The sequence below is a fragment of the Achromobacter pulmonis genome, assembly GCF_902859765.1.
Taxonomy (GTDB): domain Bacteria; phylum Pseudomonadota; class Gammaproteobacteria; order Burkholderiales; family Burkholderiaceae_B; genus Achromobacter; species Achromobacter pulmonis.
Map to the genome: position 1 here is coordinate 81093 of NZ_CADIJV010000019.1, position 23012 is coordinate 104104.

16 protein-coding genes are annotated in these 23012 nt (G+C 66.2%); 7 read left to right on the forward strand and 9 right to left on the reverse strand.

Features of this window, described 5'->3' with window-relative positions; genetic code table 11:
* Positions 1-30: 30 nt before the first annotated feature.
* Positions 31-999, reverse strand: a complete 969-nt coding sequence (locus HV701_RS16565; RefSeq protein ID WP_175134126.1) for a homoserine kinase — start codon at positions 997-999, stop codon at positions 31-33.
* A gap of 197 nt (positions 1000-1196) precedes the next feature.
* Here HV701_RS16565 and dusA point away from each other — a divergent pair, with 197 nt between their 5' ends.
* Positions 1197-2213, forward strand: coding sequence for a tRNA dihydrouridine(20/20a) synthase DusA (dusA, locus tag HV701_RS16570; RefSeq protein ID WP_175134127.1), 1017 nt, complete (start codon positions 1197-1199; stop codon positions 2211-2213).
* A gap of 134 nt (positions 2214-2347) precedes the next feature.
* Here the strand turns inward: dusA and HV701_RS16575 are convergent, their stop codons facing one another.
* Both HV701_RS16575 and HV701_RS16580 read right to left on the reverse strand, forming a co-directional pair.
* Positions 2348-2806: a CBS domain-containing protein gene (locus tag HV701_RS16575; protein ID WP_006387928.1), complete on the reverse strand. Its 459-nt coding sequence runs from the start codon at positions 2804-2806 to the stop codon at positions 2348-2350.
* 31 nt (positions 2807-2837) lie between these two features.
* Positions 2838-4151, reverse strand: coding sequence for a YihY family inner membrane protein (locus HV701_RS16580; RefSeq protein WP_175134128.1), 1314 nt, complete (start codon positions 4149-4151; stop codon positions 2838-2840).
* 17 nt (positions 4152-4168) lie between these two features.
* Here HV701_RS16580 and HV701_RS16585 point away from each other — a divergent pair, with 17 nt between their 5' ends.
* The 3 genes from HV701_RS16585 (at position 4169) to HV701_RS16595 (ending at position 6959) form a co-directional block, all read left to right on the forward strand.
* Complete coding sequence (locus HV701_RS16585; RefSeq protein ID WP_175134129.1) at positions 4169-4540, forward strand: DUF2069 domain-containing protein; 372 nt, start codon at positions 4169-4171, stop codon at positions 4538-4540.
* Complete coding sequence (locus HV701_RS16590) at positions 4537-6024, forward strand: protein adenylyltransferase SelO (RefSeq protein ID WP_175134130.1); 1488 nt, start codon at positions 4537-4539, stop codon at positions 6022-6024. Before HV701_RS16585 ends, HV701_RS16590 begins: the two co-directional genes overlap by 4 nt.
* Positions 6025-6239: 215 nt before the next feature.
* Positions 6240-6959: a response regulator transcription factor gene (locus tag HV701_RS16595; protein ID WP_175134141.1), complete on the forward strand. Its 720-nt coding sequence runs from the start codon at positions 6240-6242 to the stop codon at positions 6957-6959.
* Between the two features lie 68 nt (positions 6960-7027).
* Here the strand turns inward: HV701_RS16595 and HV701_RS26785 are convergent, their stop codons facing one another.
* From HV701_RS26785 to HV701_RS16605, 3 genes are read right to left on the reverse strand one after another with little or no spacing between them, the layout of a single operon-like run.
* Positions 7028-7738, reverse strand: a complete 711-nt coding sequence (locus HV701_RS26785) for a sensor histidine kinase (protein ID WP_254595187.1) — start codon at positions 7736-7738, stop codon at positions 7028-7030.
* Positions 7716-8435 carry a hypothetical protein gene (locus HV701_RS26790; RefSeq protein WP_254595188.1) on the reverse strand — a complete coding sequence of 240 codons (720 nt, stop codon included), beginning with the start codon at positions 8433-8435 and terminating at the stop codon, positions 7716-7718. Before HV701_RS26790 ends, HV701_RS26785 begins: the two co-directional genes overlap by 23 nt.
* A gap of 18 nt (positions 8436-8453) precedes the next feature.
* Positions 8454-10406: a bifunctional diguanylate cyclase/phosphodiesterase gene (locus HV701_RS16605; RefSeq protein WP_254595189.1), complete on the reverse strand. Its 1953-nt coding sequence runs from the start codon at positions 10404-10406 to the stop codon at positions 8454-8456.
* A 589-nt stretch (positions 10407-10995) separates the two neighbouring features.
* Here HV701_RS16605 and HV701_RS16610 point away from each other — a divergent pair.
* The 3 genes from HV701_RS16610 to HV701_RS16620 are packed head-to-tail and all read left to right on the forward strand — an operon-like array spanning position 10996 to position 14391.
* On the forward strand, positions 10996-12405 hold the full coding sequence (locus HV701_RS16610; RefSeq protein ID WP_419761657.1) for a putative bifunctional diguanylate cyclase/phosphodiesterase: 1410 nt from the start codon (positions 10996-10998) through the stop codon (positions 12403-12405).
* A 35-nt stretch (positions 12406-12440) separates the two neighbouring features.
* Positions 12441-13508: a chorismate synthase gene (gene aroC / locus HV701_RS16615; RefSeq protein WP_175134132.1), complete on the forward strand. Its 1068-nt coding sequence runs from the start codon at positions 12441-12443 to the stop codon at positions 13506-13508.
* Positions 13509-13551: 43 nt separating this feature from the next.
* Complete coding sequence (locus HV701_RS16620) at positions 13552-14391, forward strand: M48 family metallopeptidase (RefSeq protein ID WP_175134133.1); 840 nt, start codon at positions 13552-13554, stop codon at positions 14389-14391.
* 70 nt (positions 14392-14461) lie between these two features.
* On the opposite strand, the gene HV701_RS16625 is transcribed toward HV701_RS16620, so the two are convergent.
* The 3 genes from HV701_RS16625 to HV701_RS16635 form a co-directional block, all read right to left on the reverse strand.
* On the reverse strand, positions 14462-16423 hold the full coding sequence (locus tag HV701_RS16625; protein WP_175134134.1) for a bifunctional diguanylate cyclase/phosphodiesterase: 1962 nt from the start codon (positions 16421-16423) through the stop codon (positions 14462-14464).
* A gap of 19 nt (positions 16424-16442) precedes the next feature.
* Positions 16443-17126 (reverse strand): transglutaminase-like cysteine peptidase, encoded by a 684-nt coding sequence (locus tag HV701_RS16630; protein WP_175134135.1) that lies wholly within the window; start codon positions 17124-17126, stop codon positions 16443-16445.
* A gap of 137 nt (positions 17127-17263) precedes the next feature.
* Positions 17264-23012 (reverse strand): VCBS domain-containing protein (locus HV701_RS16635; RefSeq protein ID WP_175134136.1); only part of this gene is annotated, 5749 nt, incomplete at its 5' end.

Genomic DNA, 23012 nt, shown 5'->3' on the forward strand with positions numbered 1-23012 from the left:
GCTACCCCCCAATTATGGGGGGCATGACGATTACGGCAATACCGGCAGGCCCGGTCGGTGGCGCGCCTGCAACACTCTTTCGAAATGCCGGGGGTCGTGCGGCTTGAGCGTCTGTGCCGGACGCGGCAGATAGAAGTCGTACAGGCGCGACAGCCAGAAGCGCAGGGCGGCGGCGCGCAGCATCAGGGGCCAGGCCTGGCGTTCGGCGTCGGTGAACGGCCGCACCCGGGCGTAGGCGTCCAGCCAGGACTCGACCAGTTCGGGGATGAATTCACCGGTATCGCGTTCGATGCACCAGTCATTGACGCTGACGGCCACGTCGAACAGCCAGGTGTCGCAGCCGGCGAAATAGAAGTCGATGATGCCGCCCATGAGCGGATCCTCGAAGGTGCCGGCGAACAACACATTGTCGCGGAACAGGTCGCAATGGGCCGGGCCTGCGGGCAGCGCCTGCCAGGCCGGGCTGGCGGCCGCGGCCTGCTGGGCGGCCAGTTCCGATTGCAGCAGTTGTGCCTGGCCGGGATCCAGGAAAGGCAGGACCTTGGGCGCCGTTTCGACCCACCAGGACAGTCCGCGCAGGTTGGGCTGCTGGATGGGGAAGTCCTGTGCCGCCACGTGGGCGCGCGCCAGCGTGGCGCCGGCCAGGGCGCAATGGGCCGCGCCGGGGGCCGGTTCATAACCGCCGGGCAGGCGCGAGACGATGGCGCAGGGCTTGCCGTGCAGGGTGGTCAGGCGGGTGCCGTCGCGCAGCGTCTGGGGTTGCGGCACCGGGATGCCGCGGCTGGCCAGGTGGTACATCAGCTCGATGTAGAACGGCAGTTGGGCCTGCGTGAGCACCTCGAACAGCGTCAGCACGTACTCGCCGCGGCTGGTGTACAGGAAGTAATTAGTGTTTTCGATGCCAGCCGTGATCCCCCGCAGCGAGACGAACTCGCCCAGGTCGAATTGCGCCAGCAGGGCGCGCGCGTCGTCGTCGGATACGGGAGTGAAAACGGCCATTGATGTCAGGGAAAGAGGGGATTAACGGACGCGGGCGGACGCGGGCAAGGCTCGCCCGGACAATGCGTGCACGCGGCGGCGGCGCAATTTTAGACCACATGGCTGGCAGGGGCTGGACGATCGCCGGCCGGGGCCGCCGGGCAGAATCCCGCCAAGCACCGTAAAATAGCGCATCCCCTTGTTTTGCTGAGTGATTCTTGGACTCCCCCGACTGGCGGCTGTGTGTCGCCCCGATGATCGACGTGACCGACCGGCATTGCCGCTATTTCCACCGGCTGCTGGCGCCGCGCGCGCGTCTGTACACCGAAATGATCACTACCGGCGCGCTGTTGTATGGCAATGTGGCGCGCCACCTCGACTTCGACGAAGCCGAACACCCGGTCGCGCTTCAACTGGGCGGCAGCGAACCGGATGCGCTGGCGCAGTCGGCGAAGCTGGGACGGCAGTGGGGCTACGACGAAATCAACCTGAATTGCGGCTGTCCGTCGGAACGCGTGCAGAAAGGCGCGTTCGGCGCCTGCTTGATGGCCGAGCCGGATCTGGTCGCCGATTGCATCAAGGCGATGCAGGACGCGGTCGACATCCCGGTGACGGTCAAGCATCGGCTGGGGTTGGACTATGACGAGTCGTACGCCTTCGTGCGGGATTTCGTCGGCAAGATCCACGACACGGGGTGCCGGGTGTTCATTGCGCATGCGCGCAACGCAGTACTCAAGGGCCTGTCGCCCAAGGACAATCGCGAGATTCCGCCGCTGCGCTATGACGTGGTGGGCCAGCTCAAGCGGGATTTTCCGGACTGCGTGTTCGTGTTGAACGGCGGGCTGGCCGATGCCGCGCAGTCGGTGCGCGCCGCCGCCGACTTCGACGGTGTCATGCTCGGCCGCGCGGCCTGGCACACGCCGCGGGTGCTGTCGGAGGTGTCATTGCAATTGTGGCCGTCGGTGCGCCTGCCCAGTGATGCCCAGGTGGTCGATGCAATGATGGAATATGCCGCGCGCCAGGTGGCGCAAGGCGTGCCGTTGCGGGTGATGACGCGGCCGATGCTGGGCCTGGTAAATGGCCAGTCGGGCGCGCGCCGCTGGCGCCGCATGTTGTCGGATCCGGCGCTGTTGGCCGCGAACGATCCGGCCCTGATCTACGACGCCTGGCGCAGCCAGCGCCACGCATCGCCGGAACGCGATGCTGCGTTGACCGCGGCCCCGGCGAGCGCCTGAACGTGTAACGGCAACGCCTGAATGCAAAAACGCCCAGATGGCCGCAAGGCTGCCTGGGCGTTTTACATGGAGGGCCGTCGTGGAGGGTGTTGCATGTGGGCAGACCGTAGCGTCGCCCTGCAACAGCCCGCCCCTCAGGACTGCGTGGATTCCGCGCTTTCGGCGGGCCAGTCGCGGATGTAGGCCTTGAGCATGTTGTTTTCGAACTGTTGCGCCGCCACGATGGCCTGCGCCATGTCGTAGAACGAAATCACGCCCATCAGCGTCGGGCCGTCCATGACGGGGATGTAGCGCGCGTGCTTTTCGAGCATCAGGCGCTGCACTTCGTCGGCACTGGTGTTGGGCGACACGCTGACCGGCGCGTCGTCCATGATGGAACGGATGGTGGTTTCACCGGCGCCGCCATGCGCATGCATGTGGCGGATGATTTCGCGGAACGTCAGCATGCCGACCAGCGTGCCGAATTCCATGATGACGAGCGAGCCGATATCCTGCTCGCTCATGGTTTGCACGGCCTGGGACACGGGCATGTCCGGCGAGGCCGTGTAAAGCGTGTCTCCTTTGACGCGCAGAATTTCGCTGACCTTCAACATCGGTTTCTCCTGGGCGGTGGTGCCCTGATTGCTATTTCTTGTTCGCTTCCAGCTGCAGGACCGGGGCGACGCCATTTCCGGTATTTTGCGCTTCTCCGCAGAGTTCTTCCAGCGCGGGCGCGTTTTCCTGGGAAATCACCGCCGCCGCGACCCGCAGGATTTCGCGATCGCCGCGTACCCGCGGCTGGCCACGGTCCAGCAGGAAACGGTCGACCACCGGCGCCAGCGAGGTCGAGCGCGCGTCGCAGGTGAGCACCCACAGGTCATCCGGCGTACGCGTGACCAAGTTCATGTCGCAGAGGGTTTCCAGGACATCGTTCAATTCGTCCTGGTGCAGTTTCAGCTTCGAGGCCAGCAGGTTGGCCGGCAGGCCGGGCGGCGTGCGGGACTGGGCGCGGCGCAGCGTGCGCAATACGTCCAGCGCGTCGACGAAGGGCGCGCCGGCGTAGCGGTTGAACTCCCAGCGGCCCAGTCGGATCAGCGGCGCGCTGGCCGCCAGCGTTGCGCCCAGCAGCACCGCCAGCCAGGACAGGTAGATCCACAGCAGGAAGATGGGCAGCGTGGCGAATGCGCCGTAGATCACGGTATAGGTGGGAAAGCGCGTCAGGTAGTAGGCGAAGGCCGATTTCATGACTTCCAGCGCGATTGCCGTGACGCAGCCGCCGACGAGGGCGTCGCGCCACAGCACCGGGCGATTCGGCACCACCATGAACAGGGCGGCAAAGCCCAGGGCGGTCAGCACCAGCGGAATGAACGAGATGGCGACGCTGACGATTTCGGGCACATCGTTCACCAGGCCAAGCGATTCGCGCGCCACGAACGAAGTGGCCCAGAGGCTGGCGCCCGCCACCACCGGCCCCAGCGTGATGACCGCCCAATAGACCAGGGCGCGCTGCGGCAGCGGCCGCTGCCGTGTCACGTGCCAGATGTCGTTGAAGGCGGTGTCGATGGTCATGATGAGCAGCAGCGACGTCACCAGCAGGAACGCGCCGCCGATCGCGGTCAGGCGCGAGGCCTGGCGGGCGAACTGGTTCAGGTATTCCATGATGTTGTCCGAGACGGATGGCGGCATCAGGCTGTTGGCCAGGAAGTCCTCGAGCGCGATCCGGAATTCCTGAAATACGGGAAAGGCCGTGAACAGCGACAGCACCACGGCCAGCATCGGCACGATCGCCAGCACCGTGGTGAAGGTGAGGCTGGAGGCGACCTGCAGCAGCTTTTCCTCGTCGGCGCGCTGCGCGGTGAAGACGAACGCGCGCCCGACCCGCACCAGCCACGATGCGCGTGGGGGCGGGGACTCGGGGGCCGCCGGCGCGGCGGCGGCGGGCTCGGCGGGGCGGTTCATCAGGCGATAATAGCAGCATGAACCCTGAACTCAACCCCCGCTTGCGCCTGGCGGCCTCGGTGTCGCTGTTCGCCCTGATCGTGTTGTGCGTCACCTGGGAAACGCTGGTGGCGCCGCTGCGTCCGGGCGGCTCCTGGATGCTGCTCAAGGCCTTGCCCCTGGTGCTGCCGCTGCGCGGCATCGTGCGCGGCAACCTCTATACGTATCAGTGGGCGTCGATGCTGTCGCTGCTGTACCTGATGGAAGGCGTGGTGCGCGCGATGTCCGACCCGGCGCCGTTGTCGGTGTGGATGGCGGGGGGGGAGATCCTGCTGTCTACGATGTTCTTCTTGAGCGCCATTTTCTACGTGCGGCCGGCCAAGCGCGCCGCCAGGAGCCAACGCGCATGAATGCCCGTTCCCTGTCCGAACTGCGTGCCGTCAATTCGTTCGCGGCACTGCCCGCCGCATTCTATACACGGCTTGAGCCGCAACCGCTGAACCATCCACGGCTGCTGCATGCCAATGCCGAGGCGGCCGCGCTGATCGGGCTGGACCCGGCCGTGCTGGATACGCCGCAGTTCCTGCGCGTCTTTTCCGGCGCCGAGCCGTTGCCTGGGGGCGATACGCTGGCGGCGGTGTACAGCGGCCACCAGTTTGGTGTCTGGGCCGGGCAGTTGGGCGATGGCCGCGCCCATCTGCTGGGCGAGATCCAGGGACCGGCGGGGGGCTGGGAATTGCAGCTCAAGGGCGCCGGCAAGACGCCATATTCACGCATGGGCGACGGCCGCGCGGTGTTGCGCTCATCGGTGCGCGAATACCTGGCCAGTGAAGCCATGCACGGCCTGGGCATTCCGACCACCCGGGCGCTGGCGCTGGTGGCTTCGGACGACCCGGTCTGGCGCGAAACCGTGGAGACCGCCGCCATCGTGACGCGCATGTCGCCCAGCTTCGTGCGCTTCGGCTCGTTCGAGCATTGGTCCTCGCGCCGTCAGCTGGACGCGCTCAAAGTGCTGGCGGACTATGTCATCGACCGCTATTACCCGGACTGCCGCGCCGCGCCCGCGGGCGAGCCGCAGGACCAGACCGCGCCCTACGTGCGCCTGCTGCGCGAAGTCACGCGGCGCACCGCGTTGCTGATGGCGGACTGGCAGGCCGTAGGGTTCTGCCACGGCGTCATGAATACGGACAATATGTCCATTTTGGGGCTCACTCTCGATTACGGTCCGTATGGCTTCATGGACGGCTTCCGCCTGGGCCATGTCTGCAATCATTCCGATTCCGAGGGCCGCTACTCCTGGAACCGCCAGCCGTCCGCCGCGCTGTGGAACCTGTACCGCCTGGGGGGCAGCCTGCATGCGCTGGTGCAGGATGTGGACGCGTTGCGGGCCGTTCTGGACGAGTTCGAGGGCGTTTTCACGCGGGCTTTCCATGAGCGCATGGGCGCCAAGCTGGGGCTGGCCGGGTGGCGGCCGGCGGACGAACCGCTGCTCGACGACCTGCTCAAGCTGATGGATGCCAACCAGGCGGATTTCACGCTGACCTGGCGACGCCTGGCACAGGCCGTGCTGGGCGAGCGCGCGCCGTTCCAGGACCTGTTCATCGATCGTGCCGCCGCATCGCACTGGCTCGACCGCCTGCTGGCGCGCCAGGCCGAGGACGGGCGCGCGGCGGCCGAGGTGGCGGCGGCCATGAATCGCGTCAATCCTCTCTATGTGCTGCGCAATCATCTGGCGGAAGAGGCGATCCGGGCTGCCAAGGCCGGCGAAACCGGTGAAATCGACACGCTCATGACGCTGCTGCGTGATCCGTTTACGGCCCGCGCGGGCTGCGAAAAGTATGCCAGCCTGCCGCCGGACTGGGCCAGCGGCATCGAGGTCAGCTGTTCGTCTTGATGTTCGTTTTGCGCGTTTGTTGACGACAAAGTGCTATTTTGAGTGCGGAAGACGCAGGAAATTGGCGCAGTAAGACGAAAAATCGCGGTTTTTTTCTCTGCAATCATTCGTTTCCATTGTAAAAGTCGTAAGATTGTCGCCTGCGGGACACTCAGGATGGCATGCCTGTCACTGGGGCATTTGTCGACAATTTTCAATATAAAAGCACTCTGAATATGCCTGGCGCAGATGGTTTGCTGTGTATCGGGCTGCTTGAGGATGATGCGGACTTCCGGGAGGAGTTGGCGTTGGGCCTGGGTGGGTACGGTTTCCGTGTGGCGTTCGCCTGTGACAATGCCGCGGCGTTCTACCGCCGTTTGCAGGAACAACCCTGCGATATCGTCATTCTCGACGCCCATCTTCCGGGAGAAGACGGTTTTTCGGTGGCGACGCGCTTGCGCGCGCTCAGTCCGGTGGGCATTGTCATGCTGACCGGGCGCAGCGCGCTCGAGGACCGGGTGCGCGGCCTGGAAGGCGGTGCCGATGTCTACATGACCAAGCCGGTCGATCTGCTGGAACTCAGTTCGGTCATTCGCAGCCTGGCCCGGCGTATGCGCCTGGCCAAGGCGCCGCGGCCGGTCGATGCCGAGACGCGCGCGGCGGCCGATACGGCCTGGTCGCTCCAGGACGGCGGCTGGATCCTGGTTGCTCCCGATGGTGCGTCGCTGCACTTGAGCGCGCAGGAACGCACGTTCCTCATGGCGCTGATGGATGCAGCCGGTTCGGCGGTCAGCCGGCAGGCGCTGGCCGAATTGTTCCTGCCGGACAGCCCGGGGGGCTTTGAATTGCGCCGCATCGATGTGCTGGTCAGCCGCCTGCGCGCCAAGGCGCAGAGCGCGGGCCTGAAGCTGCCCGTGCTGTCCGTGCGCGGACAGGGGTACGTGTTCGCGGCCTAGGGCCGGCGCGTGGCGCCTTGCCGTTTTTGGCATGCCCTGGCGCGCATCGCCGCCTGGCGCGTGCGCGGTCAGGCCCGGGTGGCGTCCGCCGTCGGGCTCGGCGGCGCCGGCTCGGGCGGCCGGGTCGGCAGGGTGATGACGAAACGCGTGCCCACGCCCACCTCGCTTTGCATGGTCAGCGAGCCGCCCTGGCTCTGGCAGATGCGTCGCGCCAGGTACAGTCCGATGCCCATGCCTTGCGTTTCGCGATGCGCCGCGCGCCGGAAGCGCGGTTCGAAGATGCGGGCCTGTTCTTCCTGGCCGATGCCGGGGCCGCGGTCCGTGACCGCCACCCACGCCATCGGCACGCCGTTCCCGTCGGCCAGGCCGGTTTCGATCCGGATGGGTTCGCTGGCCGGGGAATACTTGACCGCGTTGTGGATCAGGTTGCGCAGCACCACGCTGGTCAGGGCGCGGTCACAATAGACCGGCAGCCGCTCGCTGCCCTTCTGCAGGCGCAAGGCGTGCGCAGTGTCGGGTTGCATGGCGGCTACCACCTCGCTGGCCAGTTCGGCCATGTCGGTCTGCTCGCTGCGCGGCGTCCAGGCCTGGTCTCCCAGGCGGTCCTGGTTCAGCAACTGCTCCATCAATTCGGTCATCCGGCTGACCGAGCGGTGGATGCGCGCCAGGCGGCTGTCGATGGTTTCGCCGCTGCCCGACAGAATCATGTCGAGCGACTGGGCCGCCGCGCTGATCGTGGCCAGCGGCGCGCGCAGCTCATGCGAGATCAACGCGTTCATCTGGCGTTGAGTATCGAGCGCGCCCGCCATTTCCACCAGCCGCAATTCGCCCTCGACCCGTTGGTCGGCGTCGGCCGAGTCCGGGCGCTTGGGGGGGCTCCAGTCCCGTCAGGAGCAGGGCGGCCTGCACCAGCAGCAGCCGCGCCAATGGCGCCGCCAGCGTGCCCGTGTCGGGCATTGCCCAGGCGTCATGGCCCAGGATCCAGGCCGATGCCAGGTAGGCCCCGCCCAGCGCCAGGACGGCGCCGCGCCGCGGCATGGGCCGGGCCCCGGCAGTCAGGAACCACGCCGCCAGGATCACGCTGGCGGTCGCGGCGGCGCCGGCGACGAGGGTAGGCAGCAAGCCGCCGTCGCCGTCATAGACGAAGATCAGCGCCAACGCCGCCACGCCAGTGAGCGCGATGCAGGCCCAGCGGCATGCCACGGCCAGGCGCGCGGCGGCGCGCTGGCCGGCGATCAGCGGAATGGACAAGGCCAGCAGGGCGGCAAAGGAGCCGGCCTGCAGTGCGCCGGCGGGAAACAGCGCCGGCTGGGTGCGCAGCACGCCTTCCACCAGGGCGAAGGCCAGGCCGGCGCCATAAATCATGGCGCGGGTGCGAATCCAGGCGACGGCGCAGGCCACCGCGCAAGCCAGCGCGATGCCGGCGATCAGGCCGATCTGCAGATCGGAGAGGTGAGGAAACAATCCTTCCGTCAACTAGGAATCCATCGTGGGTCAGGCGCGGGGGACATGTGCGCGGGCGAAGTTTACGATAGTGCCGCGAATCGCGTGGACGCCGATCTTTTCCAGGATGGCGCGGGTGGCGTCGTCGGGCACGTCTTCAGCGTACACCGCCATGCCGAGCGCGGTGGCGGTGGCCATGACCGTGGCGGCCAGATGCTGGCTGCCCGGGCTGTGCAGGATGCCGCTGATGAAGCTGCCGCAGAGCTTCACGTACGACAGGGGATAGGCGTGCAGGTGTTCCATCGCGCCGAATTGTTGCGATAGGCGGGACAGGCCGATACGGCCCCCCGCGCCGGTGACGATCTGGCACAGCTGACGCATGTCGGAGTCGTGTTCCATCAGGGCGGCCGCATCCACTTCGATGATCAGCCGTGGAATCAGGGCCGGCCGGTCGGCCAGCATGCGGGCCAGCCGCGACAGGAAGGCGCCGTGCGCCAGCGACGCCTGCGACACATGCACCGCCAGGGCTTCGGGGCGGGTGAACAGCCAGTCCAGCCCCAGGCGAATGGCCTGAATATCGCATTCGGCCGAGAGCCCCAGGCGCACCGCGGGCGGCATGAAGATCGCGGCGGGCACCGGGTCGGCGCCACTGGTGTCGTGCAGCGTCAGGCTGGCTTCGTAATGCAGCAGCGGGCCGGCCACGCTGGCCAGCGGTTGCGTCGACAGTGAGAAGCGGTGTTGCTCCAGCGCCGTGGACAGGGCGTCATGCCAGCTGTATTCGCCGATGCGGGTGCTGTCGGCCGCCTGGCTGGCCGGGGAGATCAGGTCGTCATCGGCGCTTTCCGCGCACATCAGGGCGTGGTCCAGCCGCGCCAGCGTATCGCTCATGTTGTCGCCCGGCGCATAAGCGGCCATCGCCAGCGCCCAGCGGCACCAGTCGCGTTTACCCATCGGTACCCGCAGCGACCGCAACTCGCGCCGCACCCGCTCGGCCAGCATGCCGGCTTGCGGCGCGGAGGTGCGCGGCATCAGCAGCGCGAAATCCGAACCGCCCATGCGCGCCAGCGTCGTGCCGGTGTCGCCGCAACTTTCGACCAGTTTGCGCAGCCGATCGGACGATGACCGCAGCCACTGATCGGTAAAGGCGCGCGACAGGTGCCGGTTGATCTGCGCCAGATCGCGCTGGCGGAACATCAGGATGTGGCCGCCGGCATCGGTTTCCTGGCTGGCCAGGGCCTGGCGGAAATGGTCGATGAAGTACTTGCGGTTCGGCAGGCGGGTGATGGCATCGCGCTGGATTTCGCTTTGCAGCGATTCGATGCGGGCATTCTGTTCCTGCACCGTTGCGGCGGCCTGGCGCTGGGCGTCGACCAGCGCCTGATCGAGGCCCTCCTGCCCGCTGGCGCGGCTGGCCGAGTCAGCGCCGCCCGGGGTTAGCGCGCGTATCCGGTCGCGGATGTCTTTGGAGGTTCGAGCTTCGATCCAGCGCAACAGGTTGCCGGCGAATAGCGCCCAGAAGATACCGGCGGCCAGTGTCAGGCCGATGACGCGCACGCCGCCCTGCCACAGGGTGTCGCGCGCCAGGCGGGCATCGGCCTGGACCGTGACGGTACCGAGTCTTCGGCCATCCGGTCCCAGATATGGCCGGGTTGCGGGCGGCGCTTCCAGGGTCAGCCAGGCGGGGCGCCAGTCGTGTGCGGCATCGCTCCCGCCGGTTGCCGGGTCATGCCGCTCGATCCGGGTATCCCCATTTTCTCCGGCAATGCGGACCCGCGCATACATGCCGGCGCCGAACAGATCATCGGCCAGTTTGCGCGGGTCGCGCGCGCCGTCCGGATCATGTGACAAGGCCCAGGCCAATGCGCTGGCACCGGCCTGGGCCTGCTGAGCCAGCTGTGTATTCAGATAGCGATGAGCGGCCAGCATCCCCAGGGCCTGGGCGCCGAGCAGGATGAAGGCAATCAGGAGAGCGGTGCAGAGGATCAGCCGGCGTAGTGTGGACATGGATCGAGGGTTCCCTTCGTAGCCCGCACCGTTGCCGGTGCCGCGCAATGCCGGCCTGCCAATGAAAGGGGGGTCTTCAGGCAGCGCAAGTGCCCGCAAGGGAAAAATGCTGGATAAGAAACGTGACACACGTTACTAATACCTCAGTGACGCCGCGTGCGCTGTAATTCCTTATGTCACGAAACATACAGAATATTACGAAATCGCCAGCGATATCAGACAACCTGTGCAATTATTTCGTTCGTGATAATTGCCCGGATGATAACTATTGAGACAGGCTGTATTAATTTTCCGGTTCCGGCTGTCGTAGTAAGGGCAACGCATGGCGCATGGACCGGCCAGCAATTGCCCCCCAAGGACCGCCATGACCCATCGCGAGCAACCAGATCAGGGTGGAAATAGAAAGAAAGGGAGCGCGTTGCTCCTGAAGTGTGGCGTTTTTTTGCGAAAATAATGCATAATTTAAAAAATGTTACAGCCCTTGGGTTTCTTTCCGGACCACAACGCCAAGGGTTTCTAGATAGGGGGCTCCGTGCGTGAGAGTTACCTGCTCGCACTGTGCCTGACGCTCGCGGGCGCACTTGCAGCGATTTGTGTGTTTTACGTCCGCCGGGAACGCGTGCTGCGCGACAGGCTGACGCGTGACGAATTGACCGGCGTCCTGAGCCAGCGGGAGTTGCACCGCCGCGCTCGCGCCTGGCTGAACCAGGCCGAACGGCAGTCCGGCCGGGGCGTGTTCGGGCCGCGCGGGCAGGCGCTGGAAGACCGGGAATCCCTGGGAATCGCGCGGCCGCGGGCCGATGCGCGCGGCATTGGCGCGTTCTTCCTGGTCAGTTTCGACCAGTATGCCGAGATCAGCGCGATGTTGCGCGCCGGCGAGGACCAGACCTTGTTGGTGATGGTGGCCGACCGGCTCAGCCTGGTGACGCGCGCGCTCGGCGGCATGGTGGCGCGCACCGGCACCGATGCGTTCACCGTCTGCATTCCGGACGTGGACGAGCAGGGCGCCGCGCAGGTGTCGGCCAAGCTGCTCGAAGACCTCTCCGTGCCCTATGAGTTGGGCGGCAGGCCCCTGATTGCGGTGTTTCGGGTGGGTGCAGCGTTGTATCCAGACCACGGTCGCAGCGTTGAAGAACTGCAGCGTTGCGTGCAGGTGGCCATGGTGCCGCTCAAGGAGCGTGGCGGGCCGGGCTGGAGCATGTTCGATTTCCGCATGCTGGCGCGCCAGCGCGACCAGCAGGGCCTGGAAAACGACCTGCGGCTGGCGCTGACCACACCGTCGATGGATCAATTCGAGTTGTACTACCAGCCGGTTTGCGACAGCGGCACCGGCATGGTGCAGGGCTGCGAGGCCCTGTTGCGCTGGCATCACCCCGAGCTGGGCAGCGTGTCGCCGGCCGTGACGATCGAACTGGCCGAGCGCAGCGGCCTGATCGTGCCGTTGGGCGCATGGATCCTGGAACGGGCCTGCTCCCAGGCCGCGCTATGGCCGCCGGCCTGGCGCGTGCACGTGAACCTGTCGGTCAAGCAGATGAACGAGGACGGCCTGGTGCAGTTGGTTTCCGACGTGCTGGCCACGACCAAGCTGGCGCCGCGCAAGCTGGTGCTGGAGATCACCGAGTCGATCTTCATCCTGCATTACGAGCGGCACGTGAAGATCCTGAATACGCTGCGGGCCAAGGGCATCGGCGTGGCGCTGGACGATTTCGGTTGCGGCTATTCCAGCCTGAACCACCTGCGCCACCTGCCTATCGATTGGGTCAAGATCGACCGCAGCTTCATTTCCGCGCTCGAATCCGACGCCGGCAGCCGCGAGGTAGTGTCGGCGCTGTTCGGCCTGTGCCAGGCGATGCACCTGCCGGTGGTGGCCGAGGGCGTCGAAACCGAAGGCCAGCGCGAGATCCTCAAGTCGCTGGGTTGCCGCGTGATGCAGGGGTTCCTGCTGGGCCGGCCGGCGCCGGCCGCCGAAATTCAGGCTTTGGCGTCGGCGGTGTCATAATCGGGGTTGCTTGCAAACCCACTTGTTGACTTCCTATGCCCGGCAATACCCTCGGTACTCTGTTCACCGTCACGAATTTTGGCGAATCCCACGGGCCGGCCATCGGTTGCGTCATTGACGGCTGCCCGCCTGGAATGGCGCTGGACGCGGCCGACATCCAGCGGGAACTGGACCGGCGCCGTCCCGGCACCTCGCGCCATGTCACCCAGCGCCAGGAAGCCGACCAGGTCGAGATCCTGTCCGGCGTGTACGAGGGCTTGACCACCGGTACCCCCATCGGCCTGTTGATCCGCAATACCGATGCGCGCAGCAAGGACTACTCCAACATCACCGACACCTTCCGGCCGGGCCATGCCGACTATGCCTATTGGCGCAAGTTCGGCCTGCGCGATCCGCGCGGCGGCGGCCGTTCCTCGGCCCGCCTGACCGCGCCCACGGTGGCCGCGGGCGCGGTGGCCAAGAAATGGCTGGCCGAACAGTACGGGGTGAAGGTGCGCGGCTACATGAGCCAGCTGGGCCCGATCGCGATTCCGTTCGTGTCTTGGGACGAGGTCCCCAATAACCCGTTCTATGCGCCCAACGCCGGGGTCGTGCCCGAGCTCGAGGCCTACATGGACCAGTTGCGCCGCGACGGCGATTCGATCGGCGCGCGCATCGAGGTGGTGGCCGAAAACCTGCCGGCCGGTTGGGGCGAGCCCATCTACGACCGGCTGGATGCGGATATCGCCCACGTCATGATGGGCCTGAACGCGGTCAAGGGGGTGTCGATCGGCGCCGGTTTCGACTGCGTCACGCAACGCGGCTCCGAGCATGGCGATGAAATCACGCCCGACGGTTTCCTGACCAACCACGCTGGCGGCGTGCTGGGCGGCATCTCGACCGGCCAGCCGGTGACGGTGTCGCTGGCCATCAAGCCCACTTCCAGCATCCGGGTCGAGCGGCGCTCCGTGAACCGCGCCAACGAACCGGTCATGGTGCAGACGCTGGGCCGGCATGATCCCTGTGTCGGCATCCGCGCCACGCCGATCGCCGAGGCCATGCTGGCCCTGGTGCTGATCGACCACGCCTTGCGCCATCGCGGCCAGTGTGGCGAACCCGGCTGAGGCCGCAGGATTCCGTAGTCCCTGACCGTTGGAGGAGGCTGGCATGAGCCGTAACCGCTATCCTTTGCGCCGCCTGGCGGCTGCGCTGTCCCTGGTGGCCCTGGCGGGCTGCACCGGGATGAATACCACCCAGTCGGGCGCCATCGGCGTCAACCGTACCCAGTACATGTCCAGCATGGTGCCGTCGCAGGCGCTGGAGCAGGAAGCGAACCAGCAGTATGCCGACATCCTCAAGCAGGCAAAGGCCAAGAACCTGCTGGATCGCGATGCGCAGCAGGTGGCGCGGGTGCGCGCCATTTCGCAACGCCTGATCGCGCAGACCGGTGTGTTCCGCCCGGACGCATCGGCCTGGAAATGGGAGGTCCATGTGCTGACCAGCGACGAGATCAACGCCTGGTGCATGCCGGGCGGCAAGATCGCCGTCTACACGGGCCTGATCAACAAAATCAAACCCACTGATGACGAGCTGGCGGCGGTGTTGGGGCACGAAATCTCCCATGCCCTGCGCGAGCATGCGCGCGAGCGCGTGTCGCAGCAGATGGCCACCAATCTGGGCCTGCAGGTACTGTCCATCGCCACCGGCTCGAGCGCGGCGTCCGACCTGGGGGGCAAGCTCAGCGACGTGATGTTCACGCTGCCCAACAGCCGCACGCATGAAACCGAGGCCGACCGCATGGGCGTCGAACTGGCCGCGCGCGCGGGCTTCGATCCGCGCGCCGCGGTCACGCTGTGGCAGAAGATGGGCGCCGCCGACAACGGCAGCGCGCCGCCCGAGATCCTGTCGACGCACCCGTCGGCGGCCTCGCGCATCTCCGACCTGCAGGGCGCGGCGCAGCAGGTGTTGCCGCTGTACCAGCAAGCCAAGGGCCGCACGGCGCGCTAGCGGTCCGCCGCAAGGGGCGGACCGCCAGCACCGCAGCCTTCAAGCAGCGCCGATGCCATGACCGCCGGCCTCAGGCCGGCGTTTTCACGCCTGGGCCGCGCATGACGCTGATGCCCAGGCTGGCCAGTATGTGGCGGGTTTCACTGTCGGGCACGTCTTCCGCGTAGACCGCGATGCCGAGCTTGCGGGCGGTCTCAAGCACCGAGGCAGTCAACTGCTGGCTGCCGGGGCTTTGCGACATGCCGCCGACGAAGCCGCCGCCCAGCTTCACGTAGGACAGCGGCAGGGTGTGCAATTGCGCCACCGCGCCGAACTGTTGCGCCAGGCGACGCACGCCGATGTGGGCGCCGAATTCCGAAGCCACGCGCGCCAGCGTGGCGATCTGCTCGTGGCATTCGACCAGGCCGTGGGCGTCGATTTCCAGAAACAGGCGCCGTGCCAGCGCCTTGCGCTCGGTCAGAAGCAGCGCCAATTGGCGGACATACTTCTGGCCGCGCAGCGAGGGCAGGGCGACCCGTAGGGTCAGTTCGCCGTCGTGCGTCGCCAGCCAGTCCAGGCCCAGGCTGACCGCCTGCAGGTCGCAGTCGGCCACCAGGTCGAGCCGCACGGCGGGCGGAATGAACAGGGTGGCGGGGATCGGCGCCTGGTCGGCGGCGGTGCGCAGCATCAGCATCGCTTCGGTGCGGATGGGGGTGCCGGCGACATCGCGCAGCGGTTCGGTGGCGAGTTCGAAGCGGTTTTCTTCCAGCGCCGACTGAATGGCGTCCTTCCAGGCCCGCTCGCCCGATTCGGAGGGCGATTGGGCGTCGGCTGCGCCAGCGATCACGACCTGGTCGTTACCGGCGCTCTCGGCCCGCATCAGGCCGAAGTCCAGGCGCGACAGCACCGGCCCGGCCTGGTTGCCACGGCTGTAGTCGGCCATGGCCTGGGCCCAGCGGCACAGGTGGCCCTCGCCGACGGGAATGCGCGAGGCGTGCAGGTCGGCGCGCAACTGTTCGGCGATCATCATCGCCTGCGGCGCGGCGCAGCCCGGCAGCAGCAGGGCGAAGTCCGAGCCGTTCAGGCGCGCCAGCAGCGGATCGGCCACGTGCAACGATTTGAGCGATGCCAGGATGCGCTCGCAGGCGGCGCGCAGCCATTGGTCGATGAACTCACGCGGCATGTGGCGGTTCAGGTCGGCCAGGTCGCGCTGGCGGAACACCAGCACATGGCCGCCGTCGATGCCGGCGCGCGCCGGCGCCTGGCCCGTGCCGCCTTCGAGCGCGCGGCGGAACTCGTTCACGAAGTACTTGCGGTTGGGCAGGCGGGTGACCGGATCCTGGTTCAACTCCAGTTCCAGGGATTCGATCTTGGCGTTTTGCTCCTCGACGCTGGCATAAACGCGCTCGCGCGTCTGGTTGAGCGCCTGGACCACGCCGGACAGCTCGGGCACGCGCGCCTCCATCTGCTGCGGCGGAGCGTCCCGGCCGATGCTGCGGACATGGTCGCTGACCTCGCGCAGCAGCCGGTTCTTGATCCAGCGGACCAGCGCGAAGGCGAACAGCGCCCAGACCAGGCCCGCGCCCAGCACCAGCGCGATCATGCGCAGGCTGCCGCGCCACAGTGCTTCCCAGGCGTAGGCGTCGTTGGCCACCAGCGTCACTTCGCCGATCTGGCGCCAGCCGTCGCTGACCGCGTGCGAAGCCGAGCGCGCGTCCAGGGGCGCGAGCGCGCGGAACCAGCCCGGTACCGAGGCGGCGGTGGCGGTCGATTGGCGTTCGATCAGCACCTTGCCTTCGGGATCGGCCAGGCGCACCAGCGAGAAGTGGCCGCCGTCATACAGGGCCGACACCAGCAGTTCCTGCACCACCGGATCATTGTTGGCCGGCTGCGACAGGGACAGCGCCAGCGACACGGCGGCGTCCGTGGCCTGCACCTGCAGTTGGCCGGACAGGTATTCGCGGGCGGCATTGACGCTGAGCGCCAGGGTGCCAAGCAGGATGACGCCGATCGCGAGGGTGACACTGAGCAGGAGCTGTCGAAGTATGGACATAGTGTTGGGGTTCCGGACGTCAGGGGCGTATGCCTTCCCGTTCCATGCGTTGGAGTAGATCGCGCCAGCGGCTGAGGCGGTCGACCGGTGCGGCGGCTTTGCCGTCGACGTACACGCCGTCGGCGTTGAAACTGAATACTGGCGTCAGATCGCGCCGTTGCGAGGCGGGCAGGATGGTGGACACCAGACTGTCCAGCACCAGCGGTACTGCGTTGGGGGTGTCGTAGTAGCCCAGCACCATGTGGGCGACCTGGCTGCTGCTGGCCGGCCCGCCCACGCGTGCGCGGACATAGATGAAGCGCAGCTTGCTGGCCGGTACCCCCATCGACAGCAGGGTGAAGTACTTGCCGATGACGTAGTCTTCGCAATCGCCCGCGCCCTTGCCCAGCGATTCGAGCGGGGTGGCCCAGTAGTCGTCCTTGCCCCAGATCATGATGTCGTCGCCCGACAGCAGTGCGCGGTTCCAGAAATCGTTCGCTACCGCCAGCCGGTCCTTCTCCGATGCGGACGGCGGGTTGCGCAGCAATTGCAGCCAATTCGAGACCGCCCTGGCGCCTTTGGCGCCATAGCGGCTGGCCGACAGGCTTTGCAATTTGTCGGCGTTGACCTCCAGGGCGGAACTGCCGCCCCAGCCGCAAGCCAGGCAAAGCAAAACCAATCGGCACAGATTCAGCGTGGCGCGGAAACGGCGGGTTGATCGCATGAAACGGATTTTCACATTTTTCCGGCCGGTCTAGCCGTCATCCGGAAAAATTCCCCGCGCCGCCTGCGCGTCGCGCTTGCCAGGTCCCGTGGGTCGAGCGGGCAGGGCCGTGGCGCGGCCCTGCCCCGGGGAGAGCGTCAGCTGTGGTCGACGTTGAGTTTGCCCTTTTGCAACAGGTCATTGATGATGGCCTGGTTGTCCAACTGGCCGCCATGCGTCAGGTCGACGTTCTCCAGCACGATCTTCTGGTCCGCGCCCTGGGCGCCGAGCTTGCCCTGGGTGTTGACGTCGATGACCGTATTGTTGCCTTCCTTGTGGAAGTTCAGATACTGGGTCAGGGTGCCATCCTTTTCGCCGACCAGCAGGTCCTTCAGGTCCAGGACGTCGCCGCCATCGGCCGGCTTGTCCAGCGAGAAGTCCTTGATGGTGTCGACAGCCGGCTTGGCGGTCGTGCCCTGGTCGCCCAGTTCCCACTTGAAGGTATCGCTGCCGGCGCCGCCGATCAGGATGTCGTCGCCCTTGCCGCCGATCAGCAGGTCATTGCCGGCGCCACCTTCCAGCGTGTCGTTGCCCGACCCGCCGTGCAGCACATCGTTGCCGTCGCCGCCGTACAGTTTGTCGTCGCCAGCGCCGCCGTAGAGGATGTCGTTGCCATCATCGCCGTACAGCGTGTCGTTGCCGCCCTGGCCGTAGATGATGTCGTCGCCGGTGCCGCCGTGGATGGTGTCATCGCCGCCGCGCGGATCATCGGTCAGGTTGAAGTCGGCGTGGTGGTCCTTGATGTACTGGTACAGGTCGCCATTGCTCGGCGCATGGCCGTCGCGCATCTCCAGGAACACCTGCAACGCCTTCAGGCCCGAGCCCTGCACCAGGTCGGTGGGGCGACCGCCCACGGAAGACCAGTTCAGGACATTGCCGTCGGTGTTGAGCGTGTCACCGAAGATGATGTCGTGGCCGGCGCCGCCGTTGATGATGTCGTTGCCGACCGCGGCCGGATCGGTGCTGGACGAACCGCCCTGCAACGCCGCGTCCAGGTCCTTGGCGGTGTTGACGATCTGCGGCTGGCCGACAGGGCCCGTGACCGTATTGGTCGACCACCAGCTCGACCAACTGACGGAACCGTTGCCGGTGACGTTCGTATTGTCGAAGAACTTCAGGTAGCCCTCGTTGACGCCGTTGCCGATGCCGATGGCGTGCACGGTGCTCTTGCCGCTCAGGTCCTTGAAGGCGTCGACGGCGTCCTTCATGTCGCGGTAGTCCGTGCTATTGCCGCTGCCATTGCTGCCGTTATTGCTGAAGGTCGGATCACCGTCGGTCAGGAAGTACGTGACGTTCTCGAACGATTTGCCGTTGGACGAAGAGGGTTGCTTGTTGAACCACTTGGTCGCTTCGTCAAAGGCGCCTTCGTAGTTGGTGCCGCCGCTGGCGCTGAGCTTTTCGATGGCCTTGATCAGGTCCTGGACGTTGCTCGCGCTCAGGCCATTGATCGTGTACTTGGTGCTGGCCGACGATTCGAAGCCGATCAGCGCCACGTTGACGATACCGTCATGGCCCTTCAGGGTGTTCGCCAGATTCTTGAGCGCGTCGATCGTCAACTGCATCCGGCTCAGGCCCTTCGTGCCCGACGGGTCCGCCATACTGCCCGACGTGTCGACCACGATCGCGATGTTGTAGTTTTTGCCCGGCTCGACGGTGGTGACGGTGCCGCCCTTGTCGCCCAGGATCACGTCGTCGCCGCTGCCGCCCTCGATGGGCGGCTTGGTGCCCGTGCCGCTGCCGTCGTTGTCGCCTGAGATGAAGTTGTTGGTCTTGATGGCGAAGTTGTAGTCGCCGGAGGTGTCCTTGCCACCGTTGGCGGTACCGCCGTTGTCGCGCACCTGGAAGCCGAACGAGGTGTCCTGGCCGGCCGTCGAGGGCGTGTAGACCAGCTTGCCCGCGGCGATGTCCGCGGCCGAGACCGCGGTGTTCGCCGTGACCTGCTGGCCGTTCAGCGTCAGCGTGCCGTCGGTCGGCAGGCGCGTGATGATGACGCTGTCGAGCTGGTTGCCCTCGGCGCCGTCATTGAAGTTGAACTCGGCGGCGGTGAAGGTGTGGCTGCCGCCAGCGTCCACGTTGGTGGCGTTGTCGGCGGCGACCGGCGCGTCATTGGTGCCAACCACGTCGACCGTGATGACCTGCTTGGCCGAACCGTCCGCCGAGACCACTTCGAAGTTCTCTTTCAGCACGGCGCCCGCCGGCAGGTCCTGGACGGCCTTCAGGCTGTTGTTGAGCGTGTAGGTCCAGTTGCCGTTGGCATCGATCGTGAACGTGCCGTACTTGCCTTCGACGTTGGTCTGGGCGACCAGGGTGCTCTGGCCGGCATCGGCGTCCGCGACCGTCAGCTTGCCGCTGGTGACCAGCGTCTTGTCCTCGATCACAGCGCCGCTGGACTGGCCGGTGATCTTGGCGATGTCGTTGGTGCCGGTGACGGTCACCGTGATTTCCTTGACCGCGGTGCCGCCGTGGCCGTCGTCGACCGTGACCTTGATAGTGTCGGTCACCGTCTGGCCTTCGGTCAGCGCCTGCACCTTGGCGCTGGTGTTGTCCAGCGTATAGGTCCACTTGCCGCTCTGGTCGACGATGAAGGTGCCGTATTGGCCCTGGCCATTGTTGCCGACGGTCCACGAGTGGGTGTCGTTGGTATCGACATCGGTCTTGGTCAGCTGGCCGCTGGTGACCAGCGTGCCGTCTTCCTTGACCGCGCCGGTGGCGGTGCCGCCGATGGTCGGCGCATCATTGGTGCCGGTGATATCGACGGTGATGACCTGCGTGGCGGTACCGCCATTGCCGTCGTCGACCGTAACCGTAATGGAGTCGGTGGCCTTCTGGCCTTCGGCCAGGGCCTGCACCTTGGCGCTGTTGTTGTCCAGCACGTAGGTCCACTTGCCGCTCTGGTCGAGCGTGAAGGTGCCGTACTGGCCCTTGCCGTCGTTGTTCAGCGACCAGGTGTGCTGGTCGTTGACGTCGACGTCGGCCTTGGTCAGTTGACCCGTGACCGTCTGGGTGCCGTCTTCCTTGACCGCGCCGGTGGCCGCGCCGCTGATGGTCGGGGCGTCGTTGGTGCCGTTGATGGTGATGGTGACCTTGCCGGTGGTGCCGTCGGCGGTGGTGACCGTGAAGACTTCCGTCAGGTGCTCCTTGGCGCCGAGCTGCTGGACGGCCTGGGCGTTGTTGTCGAGCTTGAAGCTCCAGTTGCCGTTGGCGTCGATCGAGAACTTGCCGTACTGGCCCTGGTGGTCGGTCTGCGGAGTGAAGCTGGCCTCGCCGGCATCCTTGTCGGTGACGTCGAGCTTGCCGTTGGCCGTGTAGACCTTGTCTTCCTGCACGGTGCCGGCGTCATCACCCGGCTTGCTCGGGGTGATGATGGCGGCGTCGCTGGTGCCGGTGATGGTGACCGTGATGGTCTTGGTGGCGGTGCCGCCGTTGCCATCGTCGACCGTGACGGTGATGGTGTCGGTGACCTTCTGGCCATCGGTCAGGGCCTGGACCTTGGCACTTTCGTTGTCCAGCTCGAACTTCCAGTTGCCGTTCTGGTCGACGGTGAAGGTGCCGTACTGGCCCTTGCCATCGTTGCCGACGGTCCAGGTGTGCGTGTCGCTGGTGTCGATGTCGCTGACGTCGAGCTTGCCAGTGGCGGTGGCGGTGCCGTCCTCGGTCACGGCGCCGTCGGTCTTGCCGCTGAGTTCAGGCTTGTCGTTGGTGCCGTCGATGGTGACGGTGACGGTGCTCTGGGTGCCGTCGGCGGTGGTGACGGTGAAGGTCTCGGTGAGCTTCTCGCCCACGGCCAGGGCCTGGACCTTGGGGTCGGTGTTGTCGAGCGTGTAGGTCCAGTTGCCGTTGGCGTCGATCGAGAACGAGCCGTGCTCGCCCTTGGCGTCGGCCTGGGCGTTGAAGGTGGCCTCGCCGGCGTCCTTGTCGGTGACATCCAGCTTGCCGCCGGTGGTCAGCACGTCGTCTTCCTTGACGGTGCCGGCGTCATCGCCCGGCTTGCTCGGGGTGATGATGGCGGTGTCGTTGGTGCCGGTGATTTCGACGGTGATGGTCTTGGTGGCGGTGCCGCCATTGCCATCGTCGACCGTGACGGTGATGGTGTCGGTGACCTTCTGGCCATCGGTCAGCGCCTGGACCTTGTCGCTGGCGTTGTCCAGTACGTAGGTCCACTTGCCGGTCTGGTCGACGGTGAAGGTGCCGTACTGGCCCTTGCCATCGTTGCCGACGGTCCAGGTATGCGTGTCACTGGTGTCGATGTCAGCCTTGTCCAGTTGACCGGAAGCGGTCTGGGCGCCGTCTTCCTTGACCGCGCCGGTGACCGCGCCACTGAGGGTGGGCGCATCGTTGGTGCCGTTGATGGTGATGGTGACCTTGCCGGTAGTGCCGTCGGCGGTGGTGACCGTGAACACTTCCGTCAGGTGATCCTTGGCGCCCAGTTGCTGGACGGCCTGGGCGTTGTTGTCGAGCTTGAAGCTCCAGTTGCCATTGGCGTCGATCGAGAACGTGCCGTACTTGCCCGCGAAGTCGGTCTGCGGACGGAACACGGCCTCGCCGGCATCCGGATCGGTGACATCGAGCTTGCCGCTGGCGGTCAGCGTGGCGTCTTCCTTGACGGTGCCGGCGTCGTCGCCCGGCTTGCTCGGGGTGATGACGGCGCCGTCGCTGGTGCCATCGACCGTGATGGTGATGACCTGCGTGGCCTTGCCGCCCTGGCCGTCGTCGACCGTCACGGTGATGGTGTCGGTCAGGTGTTCGCCGTCCTTGAGCGCCTTGACGTCCGTATTGGCGTTGTCGAGCTTGTAGGTCCAATTGCCATGCTGGTCGAGCGTGAAGCTGCCGTACTGGCCCTTGCCGTCGTTGTTCAGCGACCAGGTATGGGTGTCGTTGGTGTCGACGTCATGCTGGGTGAGCTGGCCGGTCAGCGCCTGGGTGCTGCCTTCCTGGATCTTGCCGGTGGCCGTGCCGGTGATGGTCGGGGCGTCGTTGGTGCCGGTGACCGTGATCGTGATGACTTGCGTGGCGGTACCGCCGTTGCCGTCGTCAACGGTGACGGTGATGGTCTCGGTGGCTTTCTGGCCTTCGGCCAGGGCCTGCACCTTGGCGCTGTCGTTGTCCAGCGTGTAGGTCCACTTGCCGGTCTGGTCGAGCGTGAAGGTGCCGTACTGGCCCTTGCCGTCATTGGCGAGCGACCAAGTGTGCTGGTCGTTGACGTCGACGTCGTGTTGGGTCAACTGGCCCGAGACTTCCTCGGCGCCGTCTTCCTTGACGTCACCGCTGGCCGCGCCCGTGATGGTCGGGGCGTCGTTGGTGCCGTTGATGGTGATGGTGACCGTGCCGGTGGTGCCGTCGGCGGTGGTGACGGTGAAGGTCTCGGTCAGGCTTTCCTTGGCGCCCAGTTCCTGGACGGACTTGGCGTCGTTATCGAGCGTGTAGGTCCAGTTGCCATTGGCGTCGATCGAGAACGTGCCGTGTTCGCCCTTGGCGTCGGTCTGGGCGTTGAAGGTGGCCTCGCCGGCGTCCTTGTCGGTGACATCCAGCTTGCCGTTGGCCGTGTAGACCTTGTCTTCCTGCACGGTGCCGGCGTCATCGCCCGGCTTGCTCGGGGTGATGATGGCGGTGTCGTTGGTGCCGGTGATGGTGACCGTGATGGTCTTGGTGGCGGTGCCGCCGTTGCCATCGTCCACCGTGACGGTGATGGTGTCGGTGACCTTCTGGCCATCGGTCAGGGCCTGGACCTTGGCACTCTCGTTGTCCAGCTCGAACTTCCAGTTGCCGTTCTGGTCGACGGTGAAGGTGCCGTACTGGCCCTTGCCATCGTTGCCGACGGTCCAGGTGTGCGTGTCGCTGGTGTCGATG